Source organism: Pseudomonas sp. CMR5c (genome assembly GCF_003850545.1).
Classification (GTDB): domain Bacteria; phylum Pseudomonadota; class Gammaproteobacteria; order Pseudomonadales; family Pseudomonadaceae; genus Aquipseudomonas; species Aquipseudomonas piscis.
The window spans coordinates 6681832-6702894 of record NZ_CP027705.1 but is presented as its reverse complement, the minus strand read 5'-3'; the positions used below and the strand labels follow the sequence as shown (position 1 = coordinate 6702894).

The 21063-nt window shown below is 63.7% G+C and carries 19 protein-coding genes; 14 read left to right on the top strand and 5 right to left on the bottom strand.

Features of this window, described 5'->3' with window-relative positions; genetic code table 11:
• Positions 1–18: 18 nt before the first annotated feature.
• From C4K40_RS31020 to aspA, 3 genes are all read right to left on the bottom strand, one after another.
• Positions 19–1458, bottom strand: coding sequence for a sodium:alanine symporter family protein (locus tag C4K40_RS31020; protein WP_022641923.1), 1440 nt, complete (start codon positions 1456–1458; stop codon positions 19–21).
• 521 nt (positions 1459–1979) lie between these two features.
• Positions 1980–2705 carry a hypothetical protein gene (locus C4K40_RS31015; protein ID WP_053133543.1) on the bottom strand — a complete coding sequence of 242 codons (726 nt, stop codon included), beginning with the start codon at positions 2703–2705 and terminating at the stop codon, positions 1980–1982.
• Positions 2706–3042: 337 nt separating this feature from the next.
• A complete protein-coding gene (gene aspA, locus C4K40_RS31010; RefSeq protein ID WP_053133550.1) occupies positions 3043–4467 on the bottom strand; it encodes an aspartate ammonia-lyase in 1425 nt (474 codons plus the stop codon).
• Positions 4468–4648: 181 nt separating this feature from the next.
• On the opposite strand from aspA, the gene C4K40_RS31005 reads away from it, so the two are divergent.
• The 5 genes from C4K40_RS31005 to C4K40_RS30985 all read left to right on the top strand — a co-directional run bounded on the left by C4K40_RS31005 (position 4649) and on the right by C4K40_RS30985 (position 8554).
• Positions 4649–5566: a LysR substrate-binding domain-containing protein gene (locus C4K40_RS31005; RefSeq protein WP_022641920.1), complete on the top strand. Its 918-nt coding sequence runs from the start codon at positions 4649–4651 to the stop codon at positions 5564–5566.
• 377 nt (positions 5567–5943) lie between these two features.
• Positions 5944–6435 (top strand): 5-(carboxyamino)imidazole ribonucleotide mutase, encoded by a 492-nt coding sequence (purE, locus tag C4K40_RS31000; RefSeq protein WP_022641919.1) that lies wholly within the window; start codon positions 5944–5946, stop codon positions 6433–6435.
• Between the two features lie 11 nt (positions 6436–6446).
• The gene (locus C4K40_RS30995) at positions 6447–7529 is read left to right on the top strand and encodes a 5-(carboxyamino)imidazole ribonucleotide synthase (protein ID WP_022641918.1); all 1083 of its coding nucleotides are present in this window, start codon (positions 6447–6449) and stop codon (positions 7527–7529) included.
• A 106-nt stretch (positions 7530–7635) separates the two neighbouring features.
• On the top strand, positions 7636–7881 hold the full coding sequence (locus tag C4K40_RS30990; RefSeq protein WP_022641917.1) for a GlsB/YeaQ/YmgE family stress response membrane protein: 246 nt from the start codon (positions 7636–7638) through the stop codon (positions 7879–7881).
• Positions 7882–8017: 136 nt separating this feature from the next.
• Positions 8018–8554 carry a DUF3299 domain-containing protein gene (locus tag C4K40_RS30985; protein WP_031320732.1) on the top strand — a complete coding sequence of 179 codons (537 nt, stop codon included), beginning with the start codon at positions 8018–8020 and terminating at the stop codon, positions 8552–8554.
• Between the two features lie 79 nt (positions 8555–8633).
• Here C4K40_RS30985 and C4K40_RS30980 read toward each other — a convergent pair whose 3' ends face one another.
• Both C4K40_RS30980 and C4K40_RS30975 read right to left on the bottom strand, forming a co-directional pair.
• Positions 8634–9533 (bottom strand): D-hexose-6-phosphate mutarotase, encoded by a 900-nt coding sequence (locus C4K40_RS30980; RefSeq protein ID WP_053133553.1) that lies wholly within the window; start codon positions 9531–9533, stop codon positions 8634–8636.
• A gap of 56 nt (positions 9534–9589) precedes the next feature.
• Entirely contained in the window at positions 9590–9994 is a 405-nt protein-coding gene (locus tag C4K40_RS30975) for an acyl-CoA thioesterase (protein ID WP_003229628.1), read from the bottom strand.
• Positions 9995–10481: 487 nt separating this feature from the next.
• Here C4K40_RS30975 and C4K40_RS30970 point away from each other — a divergent pair, with 487 nt between their 5' ends.
• The 9 genes from C4K40_RS30970 to C4K40_RS30930 all read left to right on the top strand — a co-directional run bounded on the left by C4K40_RS30970 (position 10482) and on the right by C4K40_RS30930 (position 21013).
• Entirely contained in the window at positions 10482–11771 is a 1290-nt protein-coding gene (locus C4K40_RS30970) for an MFS transporter (RefSeq protein ID WP_172681662.1), read from the top strand.
• A gap of 177 nt (positions 11772–11948) precedes the next feature.
• Positions 11949–12932: a phosphate ABC transporter substrate-binding protein PstS gene (locus C4K40_RS30965; protein ID WP_022641895.1), complete on the top strand. Its 984-nt coding sequence runs from the start codon at positions 11949–11951 to the stop codon at positions 12930–12932.
• Between the two features lie 179 nt (positions 12933–13111).
• Complete coding sequence (locus C4K40_RS30960; protein ID WP_053133555.1) at positions 13112–15397, top strand: ABC transporter permease subunit; 2286 nt, start codon at positions 13112–13114, stop codon at positions 15395–15397.
• Positions 15398–15412: 15 nt separating this feature from the next.
• Entirely contained in the window at positions 15413–17083 is a 1671-nt protein-coding gene (gene pstA, locus C4K40_RS30955) for a phosphate ABC transporter permease PstA (RefSeq protein WP_022641893.1), read from the top strand.
• 94 nt (positions 17084–17177) lie between these two features.
• The gene (pstB, locus tag C4K40_RS30950) at positions 17178–18011 is read left to right on the top strand and encodes a phosphate ABC transporter ATP-binding protein PstB (protein ID WP_053133558.1); all 834 of its coding nucleotides are present in this window, start codon (positions 17178–17180) and stop codon (positions 18009–18011) included.
• Between the two features lie 118 nt (positions 18012–18129).
• On the top strand, positions 18130–18891 hold the full coding sequence (gene phoU / locus C4K40_RS30945; protein WP_022641892.1) for a phosphate signaling complex protein PhoU: 762 nt from the start codon (positions 18130–18132) through the stop codon (positions 18889–18891).
• Positions 18892–19057: 166 nt separating this feature from the next.
• Entirely contained in the window at positions 19058–19999 is a 942-nt protein-coding gene (locus C4K40_RS30940; protein WP_053133562.1) for a response regulator, read from the top strand.
• Between the two features lie 371 nt (positions 20000–20370).
• Positions 20371–20706, top strand: coding sequence for a type II toxin-antitoxin system RelE/ParE family toxin (locus tag C4K40_RS30935; RefSeq protein ID WP_053133564.1), 336 nt, complete (start codon positions 20371–20373; stop codon positions 20704–20706).
• Complete coding sequence (locus C4K40_RS30930) at positions 20699–21013, top strand: helix-turn-helix domain-containing protein (protein ID WP_053133567.1); 315 nt, start codon at positions 20699–20701, stop codon at positions 21011–21013. Before C4K40_RS30935 ends, C4K40_RS30930 begins: the two co-directional genes overlap by 8 nt.
• Positions 21014–21063: the final 50 nt, after the last annotated feature.

Below are 21063 nucleotides of genomic sequence, written 5' to 3'. Positions count from 1 at the left end.
GCGCCCGTCGTTCACCCGTCAGCGTTGCGCTGTGGGCGCGCCTTGCGGCTCGGCCTGGGCGGCGGCCGCAGGTTCGGCGGGCCAGGCCTTCAGGTCCAGGTCCAGGTCGGCGAATTTGCGCGAGTCGAACACAGGCTGATCGACGCCGGCGCGGCGCTGCTCGTCGTAATCGCGCATCACGCGCATGCCGACCTTGAACAGCATGGCCAGGGCCACCAGGTTGACGAAGGCCAGGCAGGTCATGGTGATGTCGGCGAAGGCGAACACGGTCGACAGGTCCTGCATCGAACCCCATACCACCAGCGCCAGCACCAGGCCGCGGAACAGCATCAGCACGGTGCGGTTGCGGGTGAGGAACTGCAGGCTGTTCTCGCCCAGGTAGTAGTTGTAGAGGATGCAGGTGAAGACGAACAGCGACAGCGCGACGCTGACGAACAGGCGACCCCAGTCACCGACCACGGCAGCCAGCGAGTTCTGGGTCAGGACGATGCCGTCGCCTTCGAAGCCCGGGGTGTAGAAGCCCGACAGCAGGATCAGCAGTGCGGTGCAGGTGCAGATCACGAAGGTGTCGAGGAACACGCTGAAGGCCTGGACCACGCCCTGGGCGCCCGGGTGCTTCACGGCGGCCACGGCGGCGACGTTCGGCGCACTGCCCAGGCCCGCTTCGTTGGCGAACACGCCACGCTTCACGCCCATGACGATGGCGCTGCCGAGCAGGCCGCCGAAGGCCGGGTCGAGGCCGAAGGCGCTCTTGATGATGGTCTCCAGCATGGCCGGCACTTGTTCGATCTGGGTGCCGATCACGTACAGGGTCACGGCGATGTAGGCCAGGGTCTTGATCGGGACCAGCAGGTCGGACACCGCGGCGATGCGCTTGATGCCGCCGATGAAGGTGATGGCCAGCAGCAGCGCCAGGACGATGCCGGTGTGGCTAGGGTCGAAGGCAAAGGCGTCCTGCAGCGAGTGGGTCACGGTGTAGGACTGCAGGCCGATGAAGGCGAAGCCGTAGGTGACCAGCAGCAGGATGGAGAACACCACCGCCATGCCTTTGAGCTTCAGGCCGTGCTGGATGTAGTAGGCCGGGCCGCCGCGGTACAGGCCGTCGCCGTCGGCGCGCTTGTAGACCTGGGCCAGGGTGCATTCGAAGAAGCTGCTGGACATGCCCACCAGTGCGGTCACCCACATCCAGAACACGGCGCCCGGACCGCCCAGGGTCACGGCGATGCCGACGCCCGCGATGTTGCCTGCGCCCACCCGGCCGGCGAGGCTGAGCATCAGCGCCTGGAACGAGCTGAGCTGGCCGCCGCTGCTTTTCAGGCTGTCGCGGAACACCGCGAACATATGGAGGAAGTGGCGCAATTGAACGAAACGCGAGCGGATCGTGAAGTAGCCGCCGAGCCCGACAATGAGCACGATCAGCACTTTCCCTGAGAGGAAGTCGTTGATGACTTCGAGCATGGAGTATTCCTCGCTGTTTTTTGTGTAGGCAAAAGCAGAGCGGACAGAAACACCTTGTTACACCGCTGATTGCACGCACGGCAAAGCGGTGGGGCGAGCGTTCGTCCCGGTTCTCTATTCGCGGGTTGTTATTAGTTCGGGTTTCCCGTGGGTTGGAGCCTCGTTACCGACGGCTGTCCACGCGAAGAGGGGGCGCACTATACCGGTGCGAGGGCTTGCCGTCTGCATATAGCGCGTCGAACCGAGGAACGGCAGGAGGGCGGGAGGCTGAATCGGTTCTTGTAGCGGCGGGCTTGGCCTGGCCTGCAGAAGCCCGGGGCAGGGCCCTCTGGCGGCTGACGGAGCGATCACGGTCGTCGGTCGCGTGAGCTTTGAAAAGGCGACAGAAGGGCGATTTTTGTGCTGTTTTCGCGATTGTTTACCGATTTTGTTCCGGTGCTTGCCAAGGCGTCGGTTACTTGTCGAGCCAGGTTGGGGGCGGGATACGGCTGATCAATAGTTCCATGTTCATGGTCGCAGCTTCAGGCCGGGAATTGTTCGAGGTGCTCTTGCACCCACTGCACCAGGCGTTCGTCCAGCTGGGGCAGGTGTTGGCGATAGGCGTCCTGGCAGGCGCAGAACCCTGGGTCCTGGTTGATCAGGTTCGTCAATTCGATTGGGGCTGTTGCGGGCATGTGTACAGCGCGTAGGTGGTCTTGGCGCTGGCTGGCCTGCTCCAGGCTATCGGCGAGGGCATGTTGTTGGAGCTGGCGAAATTGGGCGAGGGCTTCGGGCAGGTGGAAGTGCAGGGCACTGTCGAAGCCTTCCCAGCTTTCGTAGGCCAGCCACTCGTGGAGCACCATGAAGCAGCGCAGTGCTGGAGGCAGTTGCGCCAGCTGGTCGAAGTCCAGCCAGTACTGGCGGGGCAATGCCTGGGCGGTTTCGATGGCTTGGGCGATCAGGTCCACGGCCTGGCCCGGGTCCCGATGATGCTTGCGCAGGATGCGCTGGGTCAGGGTGAAGCGCGCTTCTTCTATAGCGTGCAGGGCGCGGTTGAGGTCGTACTCGGCGTCATGCAGGTACTCCCGGGCTTGTTCGGCGGGCAGGCCGGACTTGTCCACCAGCACCTGCAACAGCTCGGACTTGTAGAGCTCGGCGGCTTGCCGGGGGTTGCCTGCGCAGCGTGCGAGCAAGGCTTGGGCGTGGCGCAGGCCGATGGGAATCAGGGCGCGTAGCTGTTGCAGGGCCTGGGTGGAGGTCGGGTCCATCGACTGTGCTGCCTCGGGGGTGGAGCGGCGGATTATCCACCGTGTTGGCCGATTGTGCTTGGTCAAAACCTGGATCGGTGGCCGTCGCCGCATGCGCGCAGCGTTCTTGCCGAGGGAATCGCGGTACCTGGTTTGCGGCCACTGCGGTGCCGTTCGCAGACTCGCGCTTGGCAGCGGCTACAGGATCGAGGCGCGGTTGGGGTGGGCGAGTGCCGTGGCAGGGAAAATCCCAGGCAAAAAAAAGGGCCTGGAGACGAATCTCCAGGCCCTCAAAAGGTGAGAGGTGTCTAGTCCCTCAACCTGGTGAGCGGTGTTGCATGTTTCGGTGTCGCAGCGGTTACGCCTTCAGCGGAACCAGGCGCGGGGCAATCATGTTTTCCGGACGCAGGATGTCGTCGAGCATGGCGTCGTCCAGCAGGCCTTCTTCGCGAACCAGTTCCAGCACGCCGCGGCCGCTTTCCAGGGCGATACGGGCGATACGGGTGGCGTTCTCGTAGCCGATGTACGGGTTCAGCGCGGTGACCAGGCCGATGGAGTGCTCAACCAGCTCGCGGCAACGGGTTTCGTTGGCGGTGATGCCGGTGATGCAGTGCTCGCGCAGCATGTCCATGGCGCGTTGCAGCAGGCGGATCGAGTCGAAGATCTTGAAGGCGATCAGCGGCTCCATCACGTTCAGTTGCAGCTGGCCGCCTTCGGCCGCGATGGTCAGGGCCAGGTCGTTGCCGATGATCTGGAACGCCACCTGGTTGACCGCTTCCGGGATAACCGGGTTGACCTTGCCGGGCATGATCGAGCTGCCGGGCTGGCGCGCTGGCAGGTTGATCTCGTTGATGCCGGTACGCGGGCCGCTGGACAGCAGGCGCAGGTCGTTGCAGATCTTCGACAGCTTGACCGCGGTGCGCTTGAGCATGCCGGAGAACAGCACGAAGGCGCCCATGTCGGAGGTGGCTTCGATCAGGTCGGCCGCCGGGACCAGCGGTTGGCCGCTGATGGTGGCCAGGCGTTGCACGGCCAGGTTCTGGTAGCGCGGGTCGGCGTTGATGCCGGTGCCGATGGCGGTACCGCCCAGGTTGACTTCGGTCAGCACTTCCGGCGCCAGGGTCTTCAGGCGGGCCAGGTCTTCACCCAGGGTGGTGGCGAAGGCGTGGAACTCCTGGCCGAGGGTCATCGGCACGGCATCTTGCAGTTGGGTACGGCCCATCTTCAGGACGTGGCTGAACTCTTCACCCTTGGTGGCGAACGACTGGATCAGGCTGTCGAGGCTGGCCAGCAGTGCGTCGTGACCCAGCAGCAGACCCAGGCGGATCGCGGTCGGGTAGGCGTCGTTGGTCGACTGCGCCATGTTCACGTCGTTGTTCGGGTGCAGGTACTGGTATTCGCCCTTGCTGTGGCCCATGGCCTCCAGCGCGATGTTGGCGATGACTTCGTTGGCATTCATGTTGGTCGAAGTGCCAGCGCCGCCCTGGATCATGTCCACCACGAACTCTTCGTGGAAGTCGCCGCGGATCAGGCGGGCGCAAGCCTCGCTGATGGCCGCATGCTTGGCCTCGCTCAGGTGACCCAGTTCGCGGTTGGCGTCAGCAGCTGCCTGCTTGACCATCGCCAGGGCCACGACCAGTTTTGGGTAATGCGAGATCGGAACGCCCGAGAGGCGGAAGTTGTTTACCGCTCGCAGGGTCTGGATGCCGTAATACGCTTGAGCCGGTACTTCGAGTACGCCAAGCAGATCTTTTTCTGTGCGGAAAGATGCAGCGGAGGACATGACGGAAATCATCTCGGTAGGGACCCGGTCAGTGCCGGGAGCGCTGCGAATCCTAGGGCTAAGGGAAATTTTGGGCCAATGCTGTTAAACACTGGCCTATGCATATTCGGCATAATGCCCGTGTGACGCCGCGTTGCCGGCAAGCGTGTGACCTAAAATGGTGCGTGTCCGGGAGGACGTGATGAATCTGGAAAGCAAATGGCTCGAGGACTTCAGTGCCCTGGCCGCCACCCGTAGCTTCTCGCAGGCCGCCGAGCGCCGCTTCGTGACCCAGCCGGCGTTCAGCCGGCGCATCCGCAGCCTGGAGGCCGCCCTGGGCCTGACCTTGGTCAATCGCTCGCGCACGCCGGTGGAGCTTACGGCCGCCGGCCAACTGTTCCTGGTGACGGCGCGCACGGTGGTCGAGCAGCTCGGCGAGGTAGTGCGCCATTTGCACCACCTGGAAGGCGGGCAGGGCGAGGTGATGCAGGTGGCGGCGGCCCACTCCCTGGCCTTGGGCTTCTTCCCGCGCTGGATCGCGCAACTGCGCAACGAGGGCCTGAACATTGCCACCCGGTTGGTGGCGACCAACGTCGGCGATGCGGTGCATGCCCTGCGTGAAGGCGGCTGCGACCTGATGCTGGCCTTCTATGACCCGGACGCAGCCTTGCAGATGGATTCGGAAATCTTCCCTTCGCTGCACCTGGGGCACACCGAGATGCTTCCGGTCTGCGCCGCCGATGCCCAGGGCAAGCCGCTGTTCGACCTGGAGGGCGAGTCCAGCGTGCCGCTGCTGGCCTACAGTGCCGGAGCCTTCCTTGGGCGTTCGGTCAATCTGCTGCTGCGCCAGCGCAACCTGCGTTTCACTACCGTTTATGAGACCGCCATGGCCGATAGCCTCAAGAGCATGGCCCTGGAAGGCCTGGGCATCGCCTGGGTCCCCCAGTTGAGCGTGCGCGCCGAGCTGGCCCGGGGCGAGCTGGTGGTGTGCGGTGGTGCGCAATGGCACGTGCCGCTGGAGATCCGCCTGTACCGCTGCGCCCTGGTGCGCAAGGCCAACGTGCGCCTGCTGTGGCGCAAGCTCGAGAGCGCCGCGGGGCAGGGCACGAGCAACCCATGACCTTGTAGCCGCTGCTGAGCCAGCGAGGCTGCGACAAGGCCCGCAGGGCCTTCAGGCAGGTGGCCGGCTGGACCTTTTCTGCGGTCGCTGCGCGCCCGTACGCAGCCTGCGGCAGCCGCTACGAGAAACCGCCAAGGCCGCAGGGATTTCCAATGCGGGGCGGCTGACTTCAAAGTCAATAAAACCGGGGCTTTGGGCAAAAAAGGCCAGGGTGTCGCAGGTGGTCGGTGAGCGTGCGTTGCGAACATTATTTTGGGTATACTGCGCGGCCTCCAGCCGGTTCGCCTGGCTAGAATTCGTACAACAAGCCACGCCATTCGCGTGGCTTGTTGTTTTTTGACGCGCCTGCGGGCGCCCAGAGAGAAAGAGGCACGACGATGAGTGCACTGGTTGGCGTGATCATGGGCTCCAAGTCCGATTGGTCCACCCTTAGCCACACCGCGGATATGCTGGACAAGCTCGGCATTCCCTACGAGGTGAAGGTGGTTTCTGCACACCGCACCCCGGACCTGCTGTTCCAGTACGCCGAAGAGGCCGAATCGCGTGGCATCGAGGTGATCATCGCCGGCGCCGGTGGCGCGGCCCACCTGCCAGGCATGTGTGCGGCCAAGACCCACCTGCCGGTGCTGGGCGTGCCGGTGCAGTCCTCGATGCTCTCGGGCGTGGATTCGCTGCTGTCGATCGTGCAGATGCCTGCTGGCATCCCGGTGGCGACCCTGGCCATCGGCAAGGCCGGTGCGATCAACGCCGCCCTGCTCTCGGCGAGCATCCTGGGCGCCAAGCACCCGCAGTTCCATGCGGTGCTGAAAAAATTCCGTGCTGAACAGACAGACAGCGTCCTGGACAATCCAGACCCGCGCGTCGCCTGAGGTCGTTGACGATGAAGATCGGTGTAATCGGTGGCGGCCAGCTGGGCCGCATGTTGGCCCTGGCGGGAACCCCGCTGGGAATGAACTTCGCTTTCCTCGACCCGGCGCCGGATGCCTGTGCAGCCGCCCTGGGCGAACACCTGCGGGCCGATTACGGCGACCAGGACCACCTGCGCCAGCTGGCCGACGAGGTGGACCTGGTGACCTTCGAATTCGAGAGCGTGCCGGCCGAGACCGTGGCCTTCCTGTCGCAATTCGTGCCGGTCTACCCGAGCGCCGAGGCGCTGCGCATCGCCCGTGACCGCTGGTTCGAGAAGAGCATGTTCAAGGACCTGGGGATTCCCACCCCCGAGTTCGCCGACATCCAGTCCCAGGCCGACCTGGACGCCGCAGTGGCGCGCATCGGCCTGCCGGCGGTGCTCAAGACCCGGACCCTGGGCTACGACGGCAAGGGCCAGAAGGTCTTGCGCAGCGCTGCCGATGTCGAGGGCACCTTCGCCGAGCTGGGCAGCGTGCCGTGCCTGCTGGAAGGCTTCGTGCCGTTCACTGGCGAAGTCTCGCTGATCGCCGTGCGTGCCCGTGATGGCGAGACCCGTTTCTACCCACTGGTGCACAACACCCACGACAGCGGCATCCTGCGCCTGTCGGTGGCCAGCAGCGATCACCCGTTGCAGGCGCTGGCCGAGGATTACTCCAGCCGCGTGCTCAAGCAACTGGACTACGTGGGTGTGATGGCGTTCGAGTTCTTCGAGGTGGACGGCGGCCTGAAGGCCAACGAAATCGCCCCGCGGGTGCACAACTCCGGGCACTGGACCACCGAAGGCAGCCAGTGCAGCCAGTTCGAGAACCACCTGCGGGCGGTTGCCGGCCTGCCGCTGGGTTCCACCGCCAAGGTGGGCGAAAGCGCGATGATCAACTTCATCGGCGAAGTACCGCCGGTGGACCAGGTGATCAGCATCGACGACTGCCATCTGCATCACTACGGCAAGGCCTTCAAGGCCGGGCGCAAGGTCGGCCATGCCAACCTGCGCTGCGCCGACCAGGCGACCCTGCAGGCGCAGATCCTCAAGGTCCAGGCGCTGGTCGCCAAGTAACAAATCCACCGGCTGGCGGGAACCTTCGTTTCCCGCCGTTCTCTGATAGCAGGATGCCAAGGCGCTGACTAGGCTTTGGTTTACCCACTCCTACAGAGGAACAGCCATGGGCATTATCGGAACCATTTTCATCGGCTTGATCGTTGGTCTGCTGGCGCGTTTCCTCAAGCCGGGAGACGACAGCATGGGCTGGATCATGACCATCCTGCTGGGTATCGGCGGTTCGCTGGCGGCCACCTACGGCGGCCAGGCGCTGGGTATCTACCAGGCTGGCCAAGGTGCCGGTTTCTTCGGTGCGCTGGTGGGCGCGATCGTGCTCCTGGTGATCTACGGCTTCATCAAGAAGAACTGAGCCGGTGCGTCGGTCCCCCTTCGCCGCTCGTGCGGAGGGGGTGATTTTCTTCATCTGAAACTTCAACGCAGCCCATGGTTTGGGCACTAGAATGCCCGCCTTCTTCCGTCCTTTCTCTTGACCGAGCCCCACCCTCATGCGTCGTCTCTTGTTGACCCTCGTTCTGCTGGGCTGCGGCCTGGCCCAGGCTGCCGAACTGCCGGAAACCGACTGGCTGGAACTGATGCCCAAATCGGACCAGAAAGCCCTGGAGCAGATGCCGGAAATCGATCACAACTCGCCTGAAGCCAACGGCACCTTCACCCAGAAAGGTGGCTTGAAGCAGAGCAAGGGCCTACCGGCAGTGATGTATTCGACCAAGACCGTGGCGGCCATGAACGGCAAGCAGATCCGCATCGGTGGCTATCCGGTGCCATTGGAGGCCGATGCCAAGGGTCACAGCACGCTGTTCTTCCTGGTGCCTTACCCGGGGGCCTGCATCCACGTGCCGCCACCGCCGCCCAACCAGCTGGTGCTGGTGCGTTTTCCCAAGGGCGTGAAGCTCGATGATATCTACACCCCGCTGTGGGTGACCGGCACCCTGAAGGTCGAGAAGGTCAGCAACGACCTGGCGGACGCCGCTTACGCCCTGGACGCGGCGAAGGTGCGGGTAGTGCAGGATTCGGATCTGTAGCCGATAGGAACCGTAGCGAGGGAGCAAGCTCCCTCGCTACGCCCTGCCTGAACACCGGGCTCATCAGCGCAATCGTGGGTCAGAGCGCGACGCTGTCGATGCTCACGCTCAAGGTATGGCTGGCGCCGGGAGCCAGGGTCACGATGTCATCCATCACGTTGGCGGTCTCGATGCACAGCATGCGCTGCCAGCCATCGTCGGCCATGTCGCTGAACTGCGCGGCGCGACCGATCCATGGGTTCCAGATCACTGCGGTACGCGAGCCATGGCTGGCCAGGCGGATGCGCCGCTGCCACTGCGGGTCGACGATCGCCAGCTGCGCCGGCGCATCCAGGTAGATGCGGTCGGTCTCCCCGGCAAAATGCAGGTCGCCGTCCTGGCGCTTGGTCGTCCAGTCTTCCAGGGTCTCGATGTAGTCCAGCCCGTCCACGCCCTCGACATGCACCTGGCGCACGTCGCTGACCGCGAAGTAGCTGTGCAGCGCCTGGCTGATGCTGACGCTTTGATTGCCCAGGTTGTGGCTGCTCAGGCTGATGTGCAGTTGCTGGTCGAGGCGGATGAGCAAGCTGGGTTCCACCTGGTGCGGCCAGCCGGGAAAACCTCCGGCGGGGCAGGGCAGGCGCAAGCGCACCAGCAGGCTGTCGCCTTCGCTCTCGATGCCTTGCAGTTCCCAGTCGGCGGCGCGTACCAGGCCGTGGGCCGGTGCCGCGTCGTCGCCCTGGCGCATGGCCTGCACGCTTTGCGGATTGCGCGCGAAGTTGCCGAACCACGGCCAGCACACCGGGACGCCAGCGCGGATGCTCTTGCCGGTCTTGAACTGCGCTTCTTCGTTCAGCCAGATCAGCGGCGGTTGCCCGGCCACCTGGTAGCTGAGGATGTGCGCGCCCTGCTGGGCCACCAGCAGTTCGGCATCGCCGTGGCGGATGCGCCAGCAGTTCAGTTGGTCCAGTTGTACTGTTTCAACGTGGGGCGTAGGCATGGTGGTTCTCGTTCAGAAGGCTTGGGCTGCCATGGACTTCCAGGCAGCCTGCGGGTTCAACGTGCCCTGGGCGGGACCGAGCGGGTACGACCGCTGCCGTCGATGGCGACGAACACGAATACCGCCTCGGTGACCTTGCGCCACTCGCTGGACAGCGGGTCGTCGCTCCACACTTCCACCATCATCTGGATCGAGCTGCGGCCGATCTCCAGGGTCTGGGTGTAGAAGGACAATTGCGCGCCGACGGCCACCGGTACCAGGAACGCCATGCGATCGATGGCCACGGTGGCTACCCGGCCACCGGCGACGCGACTGGCCATGGCGGTGCCCGCCAGGTCCATCTGGGCCACCAGCCAGCCACCGAAAATATCGCCGAAACCGTTGGTTTCACGTGGCAGGGCGGTGATTTGCAGGGCCAGGTCGCCTTGCGGGATTGGATCTTCTTGTTCGAGCTCTATCATGCCGAGGGGCCTCTGACCCGTGACGCTTCATGGGTACTTCAGGTGAATAGCCGTCTTCAGGAAAAACGATTCAGCCCGAACATACTACGTTCGTCACGTTCTTTCGAAGGCGTGCTAGCGGGAAACTCTGCGAAACCGGCTGCTCATGCACAGGAAGAAGCATTGCGCGCCGGGCACCTGGAGTGGGGCATGCACTGGTGTTCCTGTCTGGTCTTGCTGGCACCGGGCGGTTGCCGGCGGTCATGAGTACAACGACGTTTTCGCACAACAACCCTTGCCGGGAGCGGCTTTGCGCGCCGGGCCCTGCGAGTATATCGGTCGATAGACTCCGCGACGACCCGTCTGGTTCGCAATTTTGTGCGTCATTTGTGCGTCGCTGTGTAGGCATTCGAACAATTTGCTATCGTGCCGAACCTGCCAGGCCCCAACCAGAGCTGTTGCGGCTTCCAGAACCAACTAATAAGAGAAGCCCCTTGCCATGACCACTGTGCCCTCCAGCGCCGCGCAAGCAGCGCCTCCCGCTCGTCCCTTGACCCGTAGTGACTACAAGACTCTTTCGCTGTCCGCCCTGGGCGGCGCGCTGGAGTTCTATGACTTCATCATCTTCGTGTTCTTCGCCACCGTGGTGGGCAAGCTGTTCTTCCCGGCGGACATGCCCGAATGGTTGCGCCTGATGCAGACCTTCGGCATCTTCGCCGCGGGCTACCTGGCCCGACCCCTGGGCGGGATCGTCATGGCCCACTTCGGCGACCTGCTGGGGCGCAAGAAGATGTTCACCCTGAGCATCTTCATGATGGCGGTGCCGACCCTGATCATGGGCCTGCTGCCCACCTACGAGCAGATCGGCCTGTGGGCACCGGTGCTGCTGTTGCTGATGCGGGTGATCCAGGGTGCGGCTATCGGTGGCGAAGTGCCCGGGGCCTGGGTGTTCGTTTCCGAGCACGTACCGGCGCGGCACATCGGCTATGCCTGCGGCACCCTGACCTCGGGGCTGACTGCCGGCATCCTCCTGGGTTCGCTGGTGGCCACGGCCATCAACAGCATCTATACCCCGGAAGAAGTGGCGGCCTATGCCTGGCGCGTGCCGTTCCTGCTGGGCGGGGTGTTCGGCCTGTTCTCGGTGTACCTGCGCCGCCTGCTCCACGAGACCCCGGTATTCGCCGAGCTGCAATTGCGCAAGGCCCTGGCCGAGGAGCTGCCGCTGCGGGCGGTGCTGCGTGACCACCGCGGCGCGATCCTTATCTCGATGCTGCTGACCTGGCTGCTGTCGGCCGGGATCATCGTGGTGATCCTGATGACCCCCACCGTGCTGCAGACGGTCTACAAGTTCTCGGCCATCACCGCCCTCGAGGCCAACAGCCTGGCCATCGTGTTCCTGAGCCTGGGCTGCGTGCTGTTCGGCAGCCTGGCCGACCGTTTCGGCGCCGGGCGGGTATTCGTCTTCGGCAGCCTGCTGTTGCTGGCCTCGTCCTGGGTCTTCTACCACGTGCTGCAGGACAACCCGCACCTGCTGTTCCCGCTCTACGCCCTGACCGGCCTGTGCGTCGGCCTCGTCGGCGCGGTGCCCTACGTGATGGTCCGGGCCTTCCCGGCGGCGGTGCGCTTCAGCGGCCTGTCGTTCTCCTACAACCTGGCCTACGCGATCTTCGGCGGGCTGACGCCGATGGTGGTGACCTGGATGCTCAAGAGCAGCCCCATGGCGCCGGCCTACTACGTGGCGATCATCTGCGGCATCGGCCTGCTCTCGGGGTTGTATCTGTGGAAAAAGGGTCGCTGAAACCTGCAGCCGTACCTGCATGAACGGCGCGCTGCGGCGCTTGTGAAAAAAAGGCCGGCTCGCGGGTATCGCGATGCTGGCCTTTCATCTAATTGTCATATTCCGGACATAGAGTGTTCACACGGCCTACAGATACTTGGCCCCGACTTAACACACCCTATCTGCTAGGAGTAAGGCATGAAACTGAAGCGTTTGATGGCGGCAATGACCTTCGTCGCCGCTGGCGTTGCGACTGCCCACGCGGTTGCCGCTGTCGACCCTGCTATCCCGAGCTACACCAAGACCACTGGTGTGTCGGGCAACCTGTCCAGCGTCGGTTCCGATACCCTGGCCAACCTGATGACCCTGTGGGCCGAGCACTACAAGAAAGAATATCCGAACGTAAACATCCAGATTCAGGCCGCTGGCTCCGCCACCGCGCCACCCGCGCTGACCGAGGGCACCTCCAACCTGGGCCCTATGAGCCGCAAGATGAAGGACACCGAGCTGGCCGCCTTCGAACAGAAGTACGGCTACAAGCCAACCGCCATCCCGGTTGCCGTGGACGCCCTGGCCGTATTCGTGCACAAGGACAACCCGATCCAGCACCTGACCATGGAACAGGTCGACGCGATCTTCTCCTCGACCCGCCTGTGCGGTGCCAAGGAAGAAGTGAAGACCTGGGGCGACCTGGGCGTGAAGGGCGACCTGGCCAACAAGCCAGTGCAGCTGTTCGGTCGCAACTCGGTATCCGGCACCTACGGCTACTTCAAGGAAGAAGCCCTGTGCAAAGGCGACTACAAGCCTAACGTCAACGAGCAGCCAGGTTCGGCTTCGGTCGTGCAGTCCATCAGCTCCTCGCTGAACGGCATCGGCTACTCGGGCATCGGCTACAAGACCGCCAGCGTGAAGACCGTGGCCCTGGCCAAGAAAGGCAGCAGCGACTTCATCGAAGACACCGAAGAAAACGCCCTGAACGGCAAGTACCCGCTGTCGCGCTTCCTGTACGTCTACGTCAACAAGGCCCCGAACAAGCCTCTGGCCCCGCTGGAAGCCGAGTTCGTGAAGCTGGTCCTGTCCAAGCAGGGTCAGGAAGTGGTCGTGAAGGACGGTTACATCCCACTGCCAGCCAAAGTCGCCGCCAAGGCCCTGGCTGACCTGGGTCTGAAAGAGGGCGCATAAGCCGCCGCCGAAGGTCCGGCCTGGCCGGACCTTCTTGCAGCAGCCGGCCACTGGGTCAACCGCCCCGGCCGGCTCCTGCCACCTCCATTTTCTGTCCGCTGCCGGCCCAGCCATGCGGCGGATTTGTTGCGTCACTGCATTGTCATCTTTCTGTCATACAGGATCGCTAGGGTGTGCGCATGAATGATCTGGCCAATTCCACCATGACTACGACTTCTCCCCCCAAGCGCATTGACTTCAATACGCCTGAATTGCAACGCAAGCGCCGCATCCGCGCGCTCAAGGATCGCCTGACCCGTTGGTACGTCCTCGTCGGCGGCCTGGCCGTCCTGGCGGCGATCACCCTGATCTTCTTCTTCCTGGCCTACGTCGTCGCCCCGCTGTTCCAGGGCGCCGAGCTGACCTCCAAGGACCCCCTGACGCCTGCCTGGATGCAAGACGCCGGCAAGCCCCTGATGTTCTCCCTGGAAGAGCAGAACCAGGTCGGCATGCGCGTGTCCGACAAGGGTCAGGCGCTGTTCTTCGATATCGATAACGGCGCCGAGCTGCGCAAGGTCGACCTGCCGATCCCGGCGGGCACCAGCGTCACCTCCATCGGCAAGGACCAGCCCGGTATTCCCATGGTGGTGGTCGGCTTGTCCAACGGCCAGGCCCTGGTGTTCCGCCACACCTACAAAGTCAGCTACCCGGATGGCAAGAAGACCATCTCCCCGGCGATCGAATACCCCTACGGCGAAGCCCCGATCACCCTCAACGCAGAAGGCGGCGCGCTGGAGCACGTCAACCTCAACGCCAGCGATACCACGCTGGTGCTGGCCGGTTCCACCGGCTCGCAGCTGCATGTGCTGAAGCTCTCGCGCGAAGAAAACATGATGACCGGCGAGGTCACCAGCGAGCAGAGCGCCATCGACCTGCCGCAGATGACCGAACCGGTCAAGGCCATGTACATCGACCCACGCCAGCAGTGGCTGTACGTGATCAACGGTCGCGCCCAGGCCGACGTCTTCAGCCTGCGCGACAAGAGCCTCAACGGTCGCTACAAGCTGCTGGAAGACGCCAACACCGAAGTCACCGCCAGTGCCCAATTGGTGGGCGGTATCTCGTTGATCATCGGTACTTCCAAAGGTGGCCTGGCCCAGTGGTTCATGGCCCGCGACCCGGACGGCGAGCTGCGCCTGAAGCAGATCCGCACCTTCCAGATGGGTACCACGCCCATCGTCGAAATCACCGCCGAAGAGCGCCGCAAGGGTTTCGTCGCCCTGGACGCCGCTGGCAAGCTCGGGGTCTTCCACAGCACCGCCCACCGCACCCTGCTGGTGGACCAGGTGGTGGATGGCCAGGGCCTGTTCGGCCTGTCGCCTCGCGCCAACCGGGTGATCGTCGAGGCCGGTGGCAAGCTGCAACCCCTGGTGCTGGACAACCCGCACCCGGAAGTATCCTGGAGCGCGCTGTGGAGCAAGGTCTGGTACGAGAACTACGACGAACCCAAGTACGTCTGGCAGTCCACGGCGGCCAACACTGACTTCGAGCCCAAGCTGAGCCTGTCGCCGCTGACCTTCGGCACCTTGAAGGCCGCCTTCTACGCCATGCTGCTGGCGGCCCCGCTGGCCGTGGCCGCGGCGATCTACACCGCCTACTTCATGGCCCCCGGCATGCGCCGCAAGGTCAAGCCGGTGATCGAGCTGATGGAGGCGATGCCGACGGTGATCCTCGGCTTCTTCGCCGGCCTGTTCCTGGCGCCCTATGTCGAAGGCCACCTGCCGGGCATCTTCAGCCTGCTGGTGCTGCTGCCGATCGGTATCCTGGTGGCCGGCTTCACCTGGAGCCGCCTGCCCGAGTCCCTGCGCCTGAAGGTGCCGGACGGCTGGGAGAGCGCGATCCTGATCCCGGTGATCATCCTGGTCGGTTTCCTCTCGCTGTACCTGAGCCCGTTCATGGAGAACTGGTTCTTCGGCGGCGACATGCGCATGTGGATCTCCCACGACTTGGGCATCACCTACGACCAGCGCAACGCCCTGGTGGTGGGCCTGGCCATGGGCTTCGCGGTGATCCCGAACATCTACTCCATCGCCGAAGACGCCGTGTTCAGTGTGCCCCGTGGCCTGACCCTGGGCTCCCTGGCCCTGGGCGCCACCCCATGGCAGACCATGACCCGCGTGGTGATCCTCACCGCCAGCCCGGGCATCTTCTCGGCCCTGATGATCGGCATGGGCCGCGCCGTGGGCGAGACCATGATCGTGCTGATGGCCACCGGCAACACCCCGGTCATGGAGATGAACCTGTTCGAAGGCCTGCGCACCCTGGCGGCCAACGTCGCGGTGGAAATGCCGGAGTCGGAAGTCGGTGGCAGCCACTACCGCGTGCTGTTCCTCTCGGCGCTGGTGCTGCTGTTGTTCACCTTCATCATGAACACCCTCGCCGAGCTGATCCGTCAGCGTCTGCGCAAGAAATACTCGTCGCTTTAAGAAAGGTAGAAGTCTGTGAAACAGAACTCCCTCAAAGACTGGTTCAAGAGCGGCGCCCCCGGCGTCTGGATCAGCGGTGGCGCAGTGTCCATCGCGGTCATCATGACCATCGGCCTGCTGGCAGTGATCGCCGTGCGCGGCCTGGGCCACTTCTGGCCGGCGGACCTGGTGCATGCCAGCTACGACGTGCCTGGCCAGGCCAATCACCTGGTCGTCGGTGAAGTGGTGCAGAAGGAAGAAGTGCCCCGGGCGCGCCTGAAGAGTGCCGGCTTGCCGGTGCCCGACCAGGGCCCCGAGTTCATGACCCGCGAGTTGCTCAAGGTGGGCAACCGCGACCTGAACGGCAGCGACTTCACCTGGATCGTCGGCGAGTGGCTGACCAACCAGAGCTACCCCAAGGAACTGATGGCCATCGAGCGCCGTGAGTGGGGCAACTTCTACGGCTACCTGGTCAACGTCAAGGAAAACGGCAAGGTGGTCGCCGAGGGCGAAGCCGCCTGGCCCGAGCTGCAGGCGCGGATCGACCGGGTGAACAAGCTGGCGACCCAGCTCAAGACCCTGGAGAAGTCCGACATCGGTGCGATCAACGCCGGCCTGGAGCGCATCCGCCTGCACGGTCGCAAGCTGGAGCTGGCTGGCAAGCTGGACGCCGCCGCCCAGGCCGACATGGATGCCGAGCGCGCCGAACTCAACGCCCGCTATCAGGACATCGAGGCCCGCCTGAGCGAGCTGCATACCCAGTTCAACCGCGACAGCCTGACCGCCCGCGATGCCAACGGCAAGGAAGTGGAGATCGGCCTGGGCAAGGTGGTGCATGCCTACCAGCCGAACGCCATGGGCACCTTCACCAAGGTTGGCTTCTACTTCAGCAAGGTCTGGGAATTCCTCAGCGACGATCCACGGGAAGCCAACACCGAGGGCGGGATCTTCCCGGCCATCTTCGGCACCGTGATGATGACCCTGATCATGGCCATGATCGTCACGCCGTTCGGCGTGCTGGCGGCGGTCTACCTGCGTGAATACGCCAAGCAGAACGCCCTGACCCGGGTGATCCGCATCGCCGTGAACAACCTGGCGGGCGTACCGGCCATCGTCTACGGCGTGTTCGGCCTGGGCTTCTTCGTCTACGTGCTGGGCGGTTCCCTGGACCGCCTGTTCTTCCCTGAGGCACTGCCGGCGCCGACCTTCGGTACCCCGGGCCTGCTCTGGGCATCCCTGACCCTGGCGCTGCTGGCGGTACCGGTGGTGATCGTGGCCACCGAGGAAGGCCTGGCGCGGATCCCGCGGACCGTGCGCGAAGGCTCCCTGGCCCTGGGCGCGACCAAGGCCGAGACCCTGTGGAAGATCGTCCTGCCCATGGCCAGCCCGGCGATGATGACCGGCATGATCCTCGCCGTGGCCCGTGCCGCCGGCGAAGTGGCGCCGCTGATGCTGGTGGGTGTGGTGAAGCTGGCGCCGTCGCTGCCGGTGGATGGCAACTACCCGTACCTGCACCTGGACCAGAAGATCATGCACCTGGGCTTCCATATCTACGACGTCGGCTTCCAGAGCCCCAACGTCGAGGCCGCGCGGCCGCTGGTGTACGCCACCGCGTTGCTGCTGGTGCTGGTGATCGCCGTGCTCAACCTGTCGGCGGTATGGATCCGTAACCACCTGCGCGAGAAGTACAAGGCGCTGGACAGCTAAAGCCATTAGCCACAAGCGGCAAGCTACAAGCCGCTTTTGCTCAAAACTTGCGGCTTGCAGCTAGAAGCTTGCAGCTACGAACGGAGTGAGACCCATGCAACACGAAACCCATACCCACGGCATCAACATGTCCGCCCTGGGTCGCGACAAGCAGAGCCTGAGCCTGGAGCAGGAAACCGTGGCGATCGAAGTGCCCGGCCTGAGCCTGTTCTACGGCGATAAGCAAGCGCTGTTCGACGTCAGCATGAACATTCCCAAGCAGCGCGTGACCGCCTTCATCGGCCCGTCCGGCTGCGGCAAGTCGACCCTGCTGCGCACCTTCAACCGCATGAACGACCTGGTGGACGGTTGCCGCGTGGAAGGCGCCATCAACCTGTACGGCAACAACATCTACCGCAAGGGCGAGGATGTGGCCGAGCTGCGTCGTCGGGTGGGCATGGTGTTCCAGAAGCCCAACCCGTTCCCCAAGACCATCTACGAGAACGTGGTCTATGGCCTGCGCATCCAGGGCATCAACAAGAAGCGCGTGCTCGACGAAGCCGTGGAGTGGGCGCTCAAGGGCGCGGCCCTGTGGGATGAGGTCAAGGACCGCCTGCACGACTCGGCCCTGGGCCTGTCCGGTGGTCAGCAACAGCGCCTGGTGATCGCCCGCACCATCGCCGTGGAACCGGAAGTGCTGCTGCTGGACGAACCCTGCTCGGCCCTGGACCCGATCTCGACCCTGAAGGTCGAGGAACTGATCTACGAGCTCAAGTCCAAGTTCACCATCGTCATCGTGACCCACAACATGCAGCAGGCGGCGCGGGTCTCGGACTACACCGCGTTCATGTACATGGGCAAACTGGTGGAATTCGGCGACACCGACACCCTGTTCACCAACCCGGCCAAGAAACAGACCGAAGACTACATCACCGGACGCTATGGCTAGGAGCAGCTACAAGCCGCAAGCTTCAAGCGGCAAGACAGAAGCGGTAGGCGATATCCGGATCAATATTTAACTGCTTGAAGCTTGCGGCTTGAAGCTTGCAACTTTCGCGGAGCGAACCATGATTTCGAAGGAAGGCTTAACCCATCACATCTCTCAGCAGTTCAATGCCGAGCTGGAAGAGGTGCGCAGCCACCTGCTGGCCATGGGCGGGCTGGTGGAGAAACAAGTCAATGACGCTGTCACCGCGTTGATCGAGGCCGACTCCGGGCTGGCCCAGCAAGTGCGCGAGATCGACGAGCAGATCAACCAGATGGAGCGCAACATCGACGAGGAGTGCCTGCGCATCCTCGCCCGGCGCCAGCCTGCGGCTTCCGACCTGCGCCTGATCATCAGCATCTCCAAGTCGGTGATCGACCTGGAGCGCATCGGCGACGAAGCCACCAAGATCGCCCGTCGGGCCATCCAGCTGTGCGAGGAGGGCGAGGCCCCGCGTGGCTACGTCGAAGTGCGGCATATCGGCGACCAGGTGCGCAACATGGTGCGTGACGCGCTGGACGCCTTCGCCCGGTTCGACGCCGAACTGGCCCTGTCGGTGGCCCAGTACGACAAGATCATCGACCGCGAGTACAAGACCGCGCTGCGCGAGCTGGCCACCTACATGATGGAAGACCCGCGCTCTATCTCGCGGGTTTTGAGCATCATCTGGGTATTGCGCTCGCTGGAGCGGATTGGCGATCACGCGCGCAACATCTCCGCGCTGGTGATCTACCTGGTGCGTGGCACCGATGTGCGCCACCTGGGCCTCAAGCGCATGAAGGAAGAAGTTGAAGGACCGGCTGGCGATTCGGCTAATGTTCCGGGTGAAGCTGACGATAATTAAGATTGCCCGAGAAGAGCGCCCGGCCTTTTGGCCGGGCGTTTTTGTTTGCGGTCCTTGAATTCGAAAAGCAGCACCCGCGAACGAAAAGTCCCGGCGTGACTGAAGAGTTTTGGCAAAGTGCCATCAGCCAGCGTTATGCTTGCCGGGATTTTTAGAGGGGTGGTCGATGAGTAAGGTAAGTGTGTTGGTGGTGGACGACGCGTCGTTCATTCGTGACCTGGTGAAGAAGTGCCTGCGCAACTACTTCCCCGGCATCAAGATCGAAGACGCGGTCAACGGCAAGAAGGCCCAGGCGATGCTCGCCCGCGAAGCCTTCGACCTGGTCCTGTGCGATTGGGAAATGCCGGAAATGTCCGGCCTGGAACTGCTGACCTGGTGCCGTGGCCAGGAAGCGCTCAAGGCCATGCCGTTCGTCATGGTGACCAGCCGGGGCGACAAGGAAAACGTGGTGCAGGCGATCCAGGCCGGGGTTTCCGGCTATGTCAGCAAGCCCTTCACCAACGAACAGCTGCTGACCAAGGTCAAGCAGGCGCTGAACAAGGTCGGCAAGCTCGACACCCTGATGAACAGCGCTCCGACCAAGATGAACTCCGCCTTTGGCAACGATTCCCTGAGCGCCCTGACCGGCGGCAAGGCCGAGGTGGTCGCCCCGGCTGCCCGGCCAGCCGCTCCGGCAGCCGCTGCACCAGCCCCGGCTGCGGCGCCATCCCGTGGTCTGCTCAACAGCCCACCGGTCAAGGCACCTGCCGCCGCCGCTGCCACCAGTGGCGGCCGTGGCCAGGGCCAACTACGCCTGCCTGGCGGCACCCAGCCTTGCGTGATCAAGGCCCTGAGCATCAAGGAAGCGCTGTTGGTGGTGAAGCGCACCGATAACCTGCCGCAGGTGCTGGACAGCGCAGTACTGGACCTGGAGCAGGGCGACAACGCCGAAGTGGCGCGGCTCAATGGCTACCTGCATGCGGTAGTGGCGCACGAACCGAAGCCCGACAGCGATTGGCTGCAGCTGACTTTCCGCTTCGTCGACCAGGATGCGCAGAAGCTGGACTACATCTCGCGCCTGATCGCCCGCGGCACCGCGCAGAAGCACTTCGTTCCAGGCGCGGGCTGATCCTCGCCGGCCGCTTCGCTGTAGGAACTGCCAAGCCCGCTCCTACAGCGAAGCGCAAATCTGCTGAAAACACTTTTCCACGCCGATTTTCTGCCAGCCACCCAGGCCAGCGGCTGCGTTATCCCCATCCCGCCAACAATCCGCGCCTTCGGCTGCAACCCCAGGCCACAGGGGCTTGGCCATTCCTCCCGCCACCCTCCGCCGTACGTCTGATTAACTGTCCTGCACTTGATTTATATCTATTTGGATATAAATTGCCGGAAGCGCTCTACCTGATTCACCCTTTGCAGCCATGCGTTGAAACAACCCCGTGCGGCCAGCCCTGGCAGTCTTGATTAGCCTTGTTCCTGGTCACTGACAGGAGAAGTTCGATGCCCAGGCACAAGGATGTGGTGTTTGTCGGGAGCGCGCTGCGGGATCTCAGGGCATTCCCTGAAGATGCCCGTCGGGCTGCCGGGTTTCAGCTGGATCTGCTGCAGCAGGGCGAACAGCCCTACGATTGCAGGCCGGTGAAAACCATCGGCCCGAGTGTCTTCGAAATCAGGATTCATGAAGATTCAGGGGCGTTTCGGGTGTTTTATGTGGTCAGGCGGCCTGCAGCCATTTATGTGCTGCACGCGGTGCGCAAGACTACCCGCAAGACCCAAGCGCGGGATATCGAGCTGGCTCGTGCCAGATTTCAGCAAGCAGGTTCATGCCATGACTGACCAACAGATCAACCCGCGCTTTGCCAGCGTCTGGGATGCCCTTGAAGCCACCCCCCAGGAGGCCGCCAACATGCGTCTGCGGGCCAAGCTGATGCTGGAGCTGGGCAAGACCGTGCAGGCCTGGGGGCTGTCGCAGAAGGAGGCGGCCAAGCGTCTCAACATCACCCAGCCCAGGCTCAACGATGTGCTTAGCGGCAGGATCAACAAGTTCTCCCTCGATGCGCTGATCAACCTCTGCGAGGCCGCGCAACTGGGGGTGGAGATCCGCTTCGACGTGGGCGGCATTGGGCCCCTGGCACCCGCCTGATTCATACAAGCTCCATGTCAGGCTGCTAGCATGGTTTTTCCCCTGCCAAG

Coding starts and splice junctions, on each gene's coding strand:
- C4K40_RS31020 (WP_022641923.1), bottom strand. CDS start 1,458: ATGCTCGAAGTCATCAACGACTTCCTCTCAGGGAAAGTGCTGATCGTG.
- C4K40_RS31015 (WP_053133543.1), bottom strand. CDS start 2,705: ATGGACCCGACCTCCACCCAGGCCCTGCAACAGCTACGCGCCCTGATT.
- aspA (WP_053133550.1), bottom strand. CDS start 4,467: ATGTCCTCCGCTGCATCTTTCCGCACAGAAAAAGATCTGCTTGGCGTA.
- C4K40_RS31005 (WP_022641920.1), top strand. CDS start 4,649: ATGAATCTGGAAAGCAAATGGCTCGAGGACTTCAGTGCCCTGGCCGCC.
- purE (WP_022641919.1), top strand. CDS start 5,944: ATGAGTGCACTGGTTGGCGTGATCATGGGCTCCAAGTCCGATTGGTCC.
- C4K40_RS30995 (WP_022641918.1), top strand. CDS start 6,447: ATGAAGATCGGTGTAATCGGTGGCGGCCAGCTGGGCCGCATGTTGGCC.
- C4K40_RS30990 (WP_022641917.1), top strand. CDS start 7,636: ATGGGCATTATCGGAACCATTTTCATCGGCTTGATCGTTGGTCTGCTG.
- C4K40_RS30985 (WP_031320732.1), top strand. CDS start 8,018: ATGCGTCGTCTCTTGTTGACCCTCGTTCTGCTGGGCTGCGGCCTGGCC.
- C4K40_RS30980 (WP_053133553.1), bottom strand. CDS start 9,533: ATGCCTACGCCCCACGTTGAAACAGTACAACTGGACCAACTGAACTGC.
- C4K40_RS30975 (WP_003229628.1), bottom strand. CDS start 9,994: ATGATAGAGCTCGAACAAGAAGATCCAATCCCGCAAGGCGACCTGGCC.
- C4K40_RS30965 (WP_022641895.1), top strand. CDS start 11,949: ATGAAACTGAAGCGTTTGATGGCGGCAATGACCTTCGTCGCCGCTGGC.
- C4K40_RS30960 (WP_053133555.1), top strand. CDS start 13,112: ATGAATGATCTGGCCAATTCCACCATGACTACGACTTCTCCCCCCAAG.
- pstB (WP_053133558.1), top strand. CDS start 17,178: ATGCAACACGAAACCCATACCCACGGCATCAACATGTCCGCCCTGGGT.
- phoU (WP_022641892.1), top strand. CDS start 18,130: ATGATTTCGAAGGAAGGCTTAACCCATCACATCTCTCAGCAGTTCAAT.
- C4K40_RS30940 (WP_053133562.1), top strand. CDS start 19,058: ATGAGTAAGGTAAGTGTGTTGGTGGTGGACGACGCGTCGTTCATTCGT.
- C4K40_RS30935 (WP_053133564.1), top strand. CDS start 20,371: ATGCCCAGGCACAAGGATGTGGTGTTTGTCGGGAGCGCGCTGCGGGAT.
- C4K40_RS30930 (WP_053133567.1), top strand. CDS start 20,699: ATGACTGACCAACAGATCAACCCGCGCTTTGCCAGCGTCTGGGATGCC.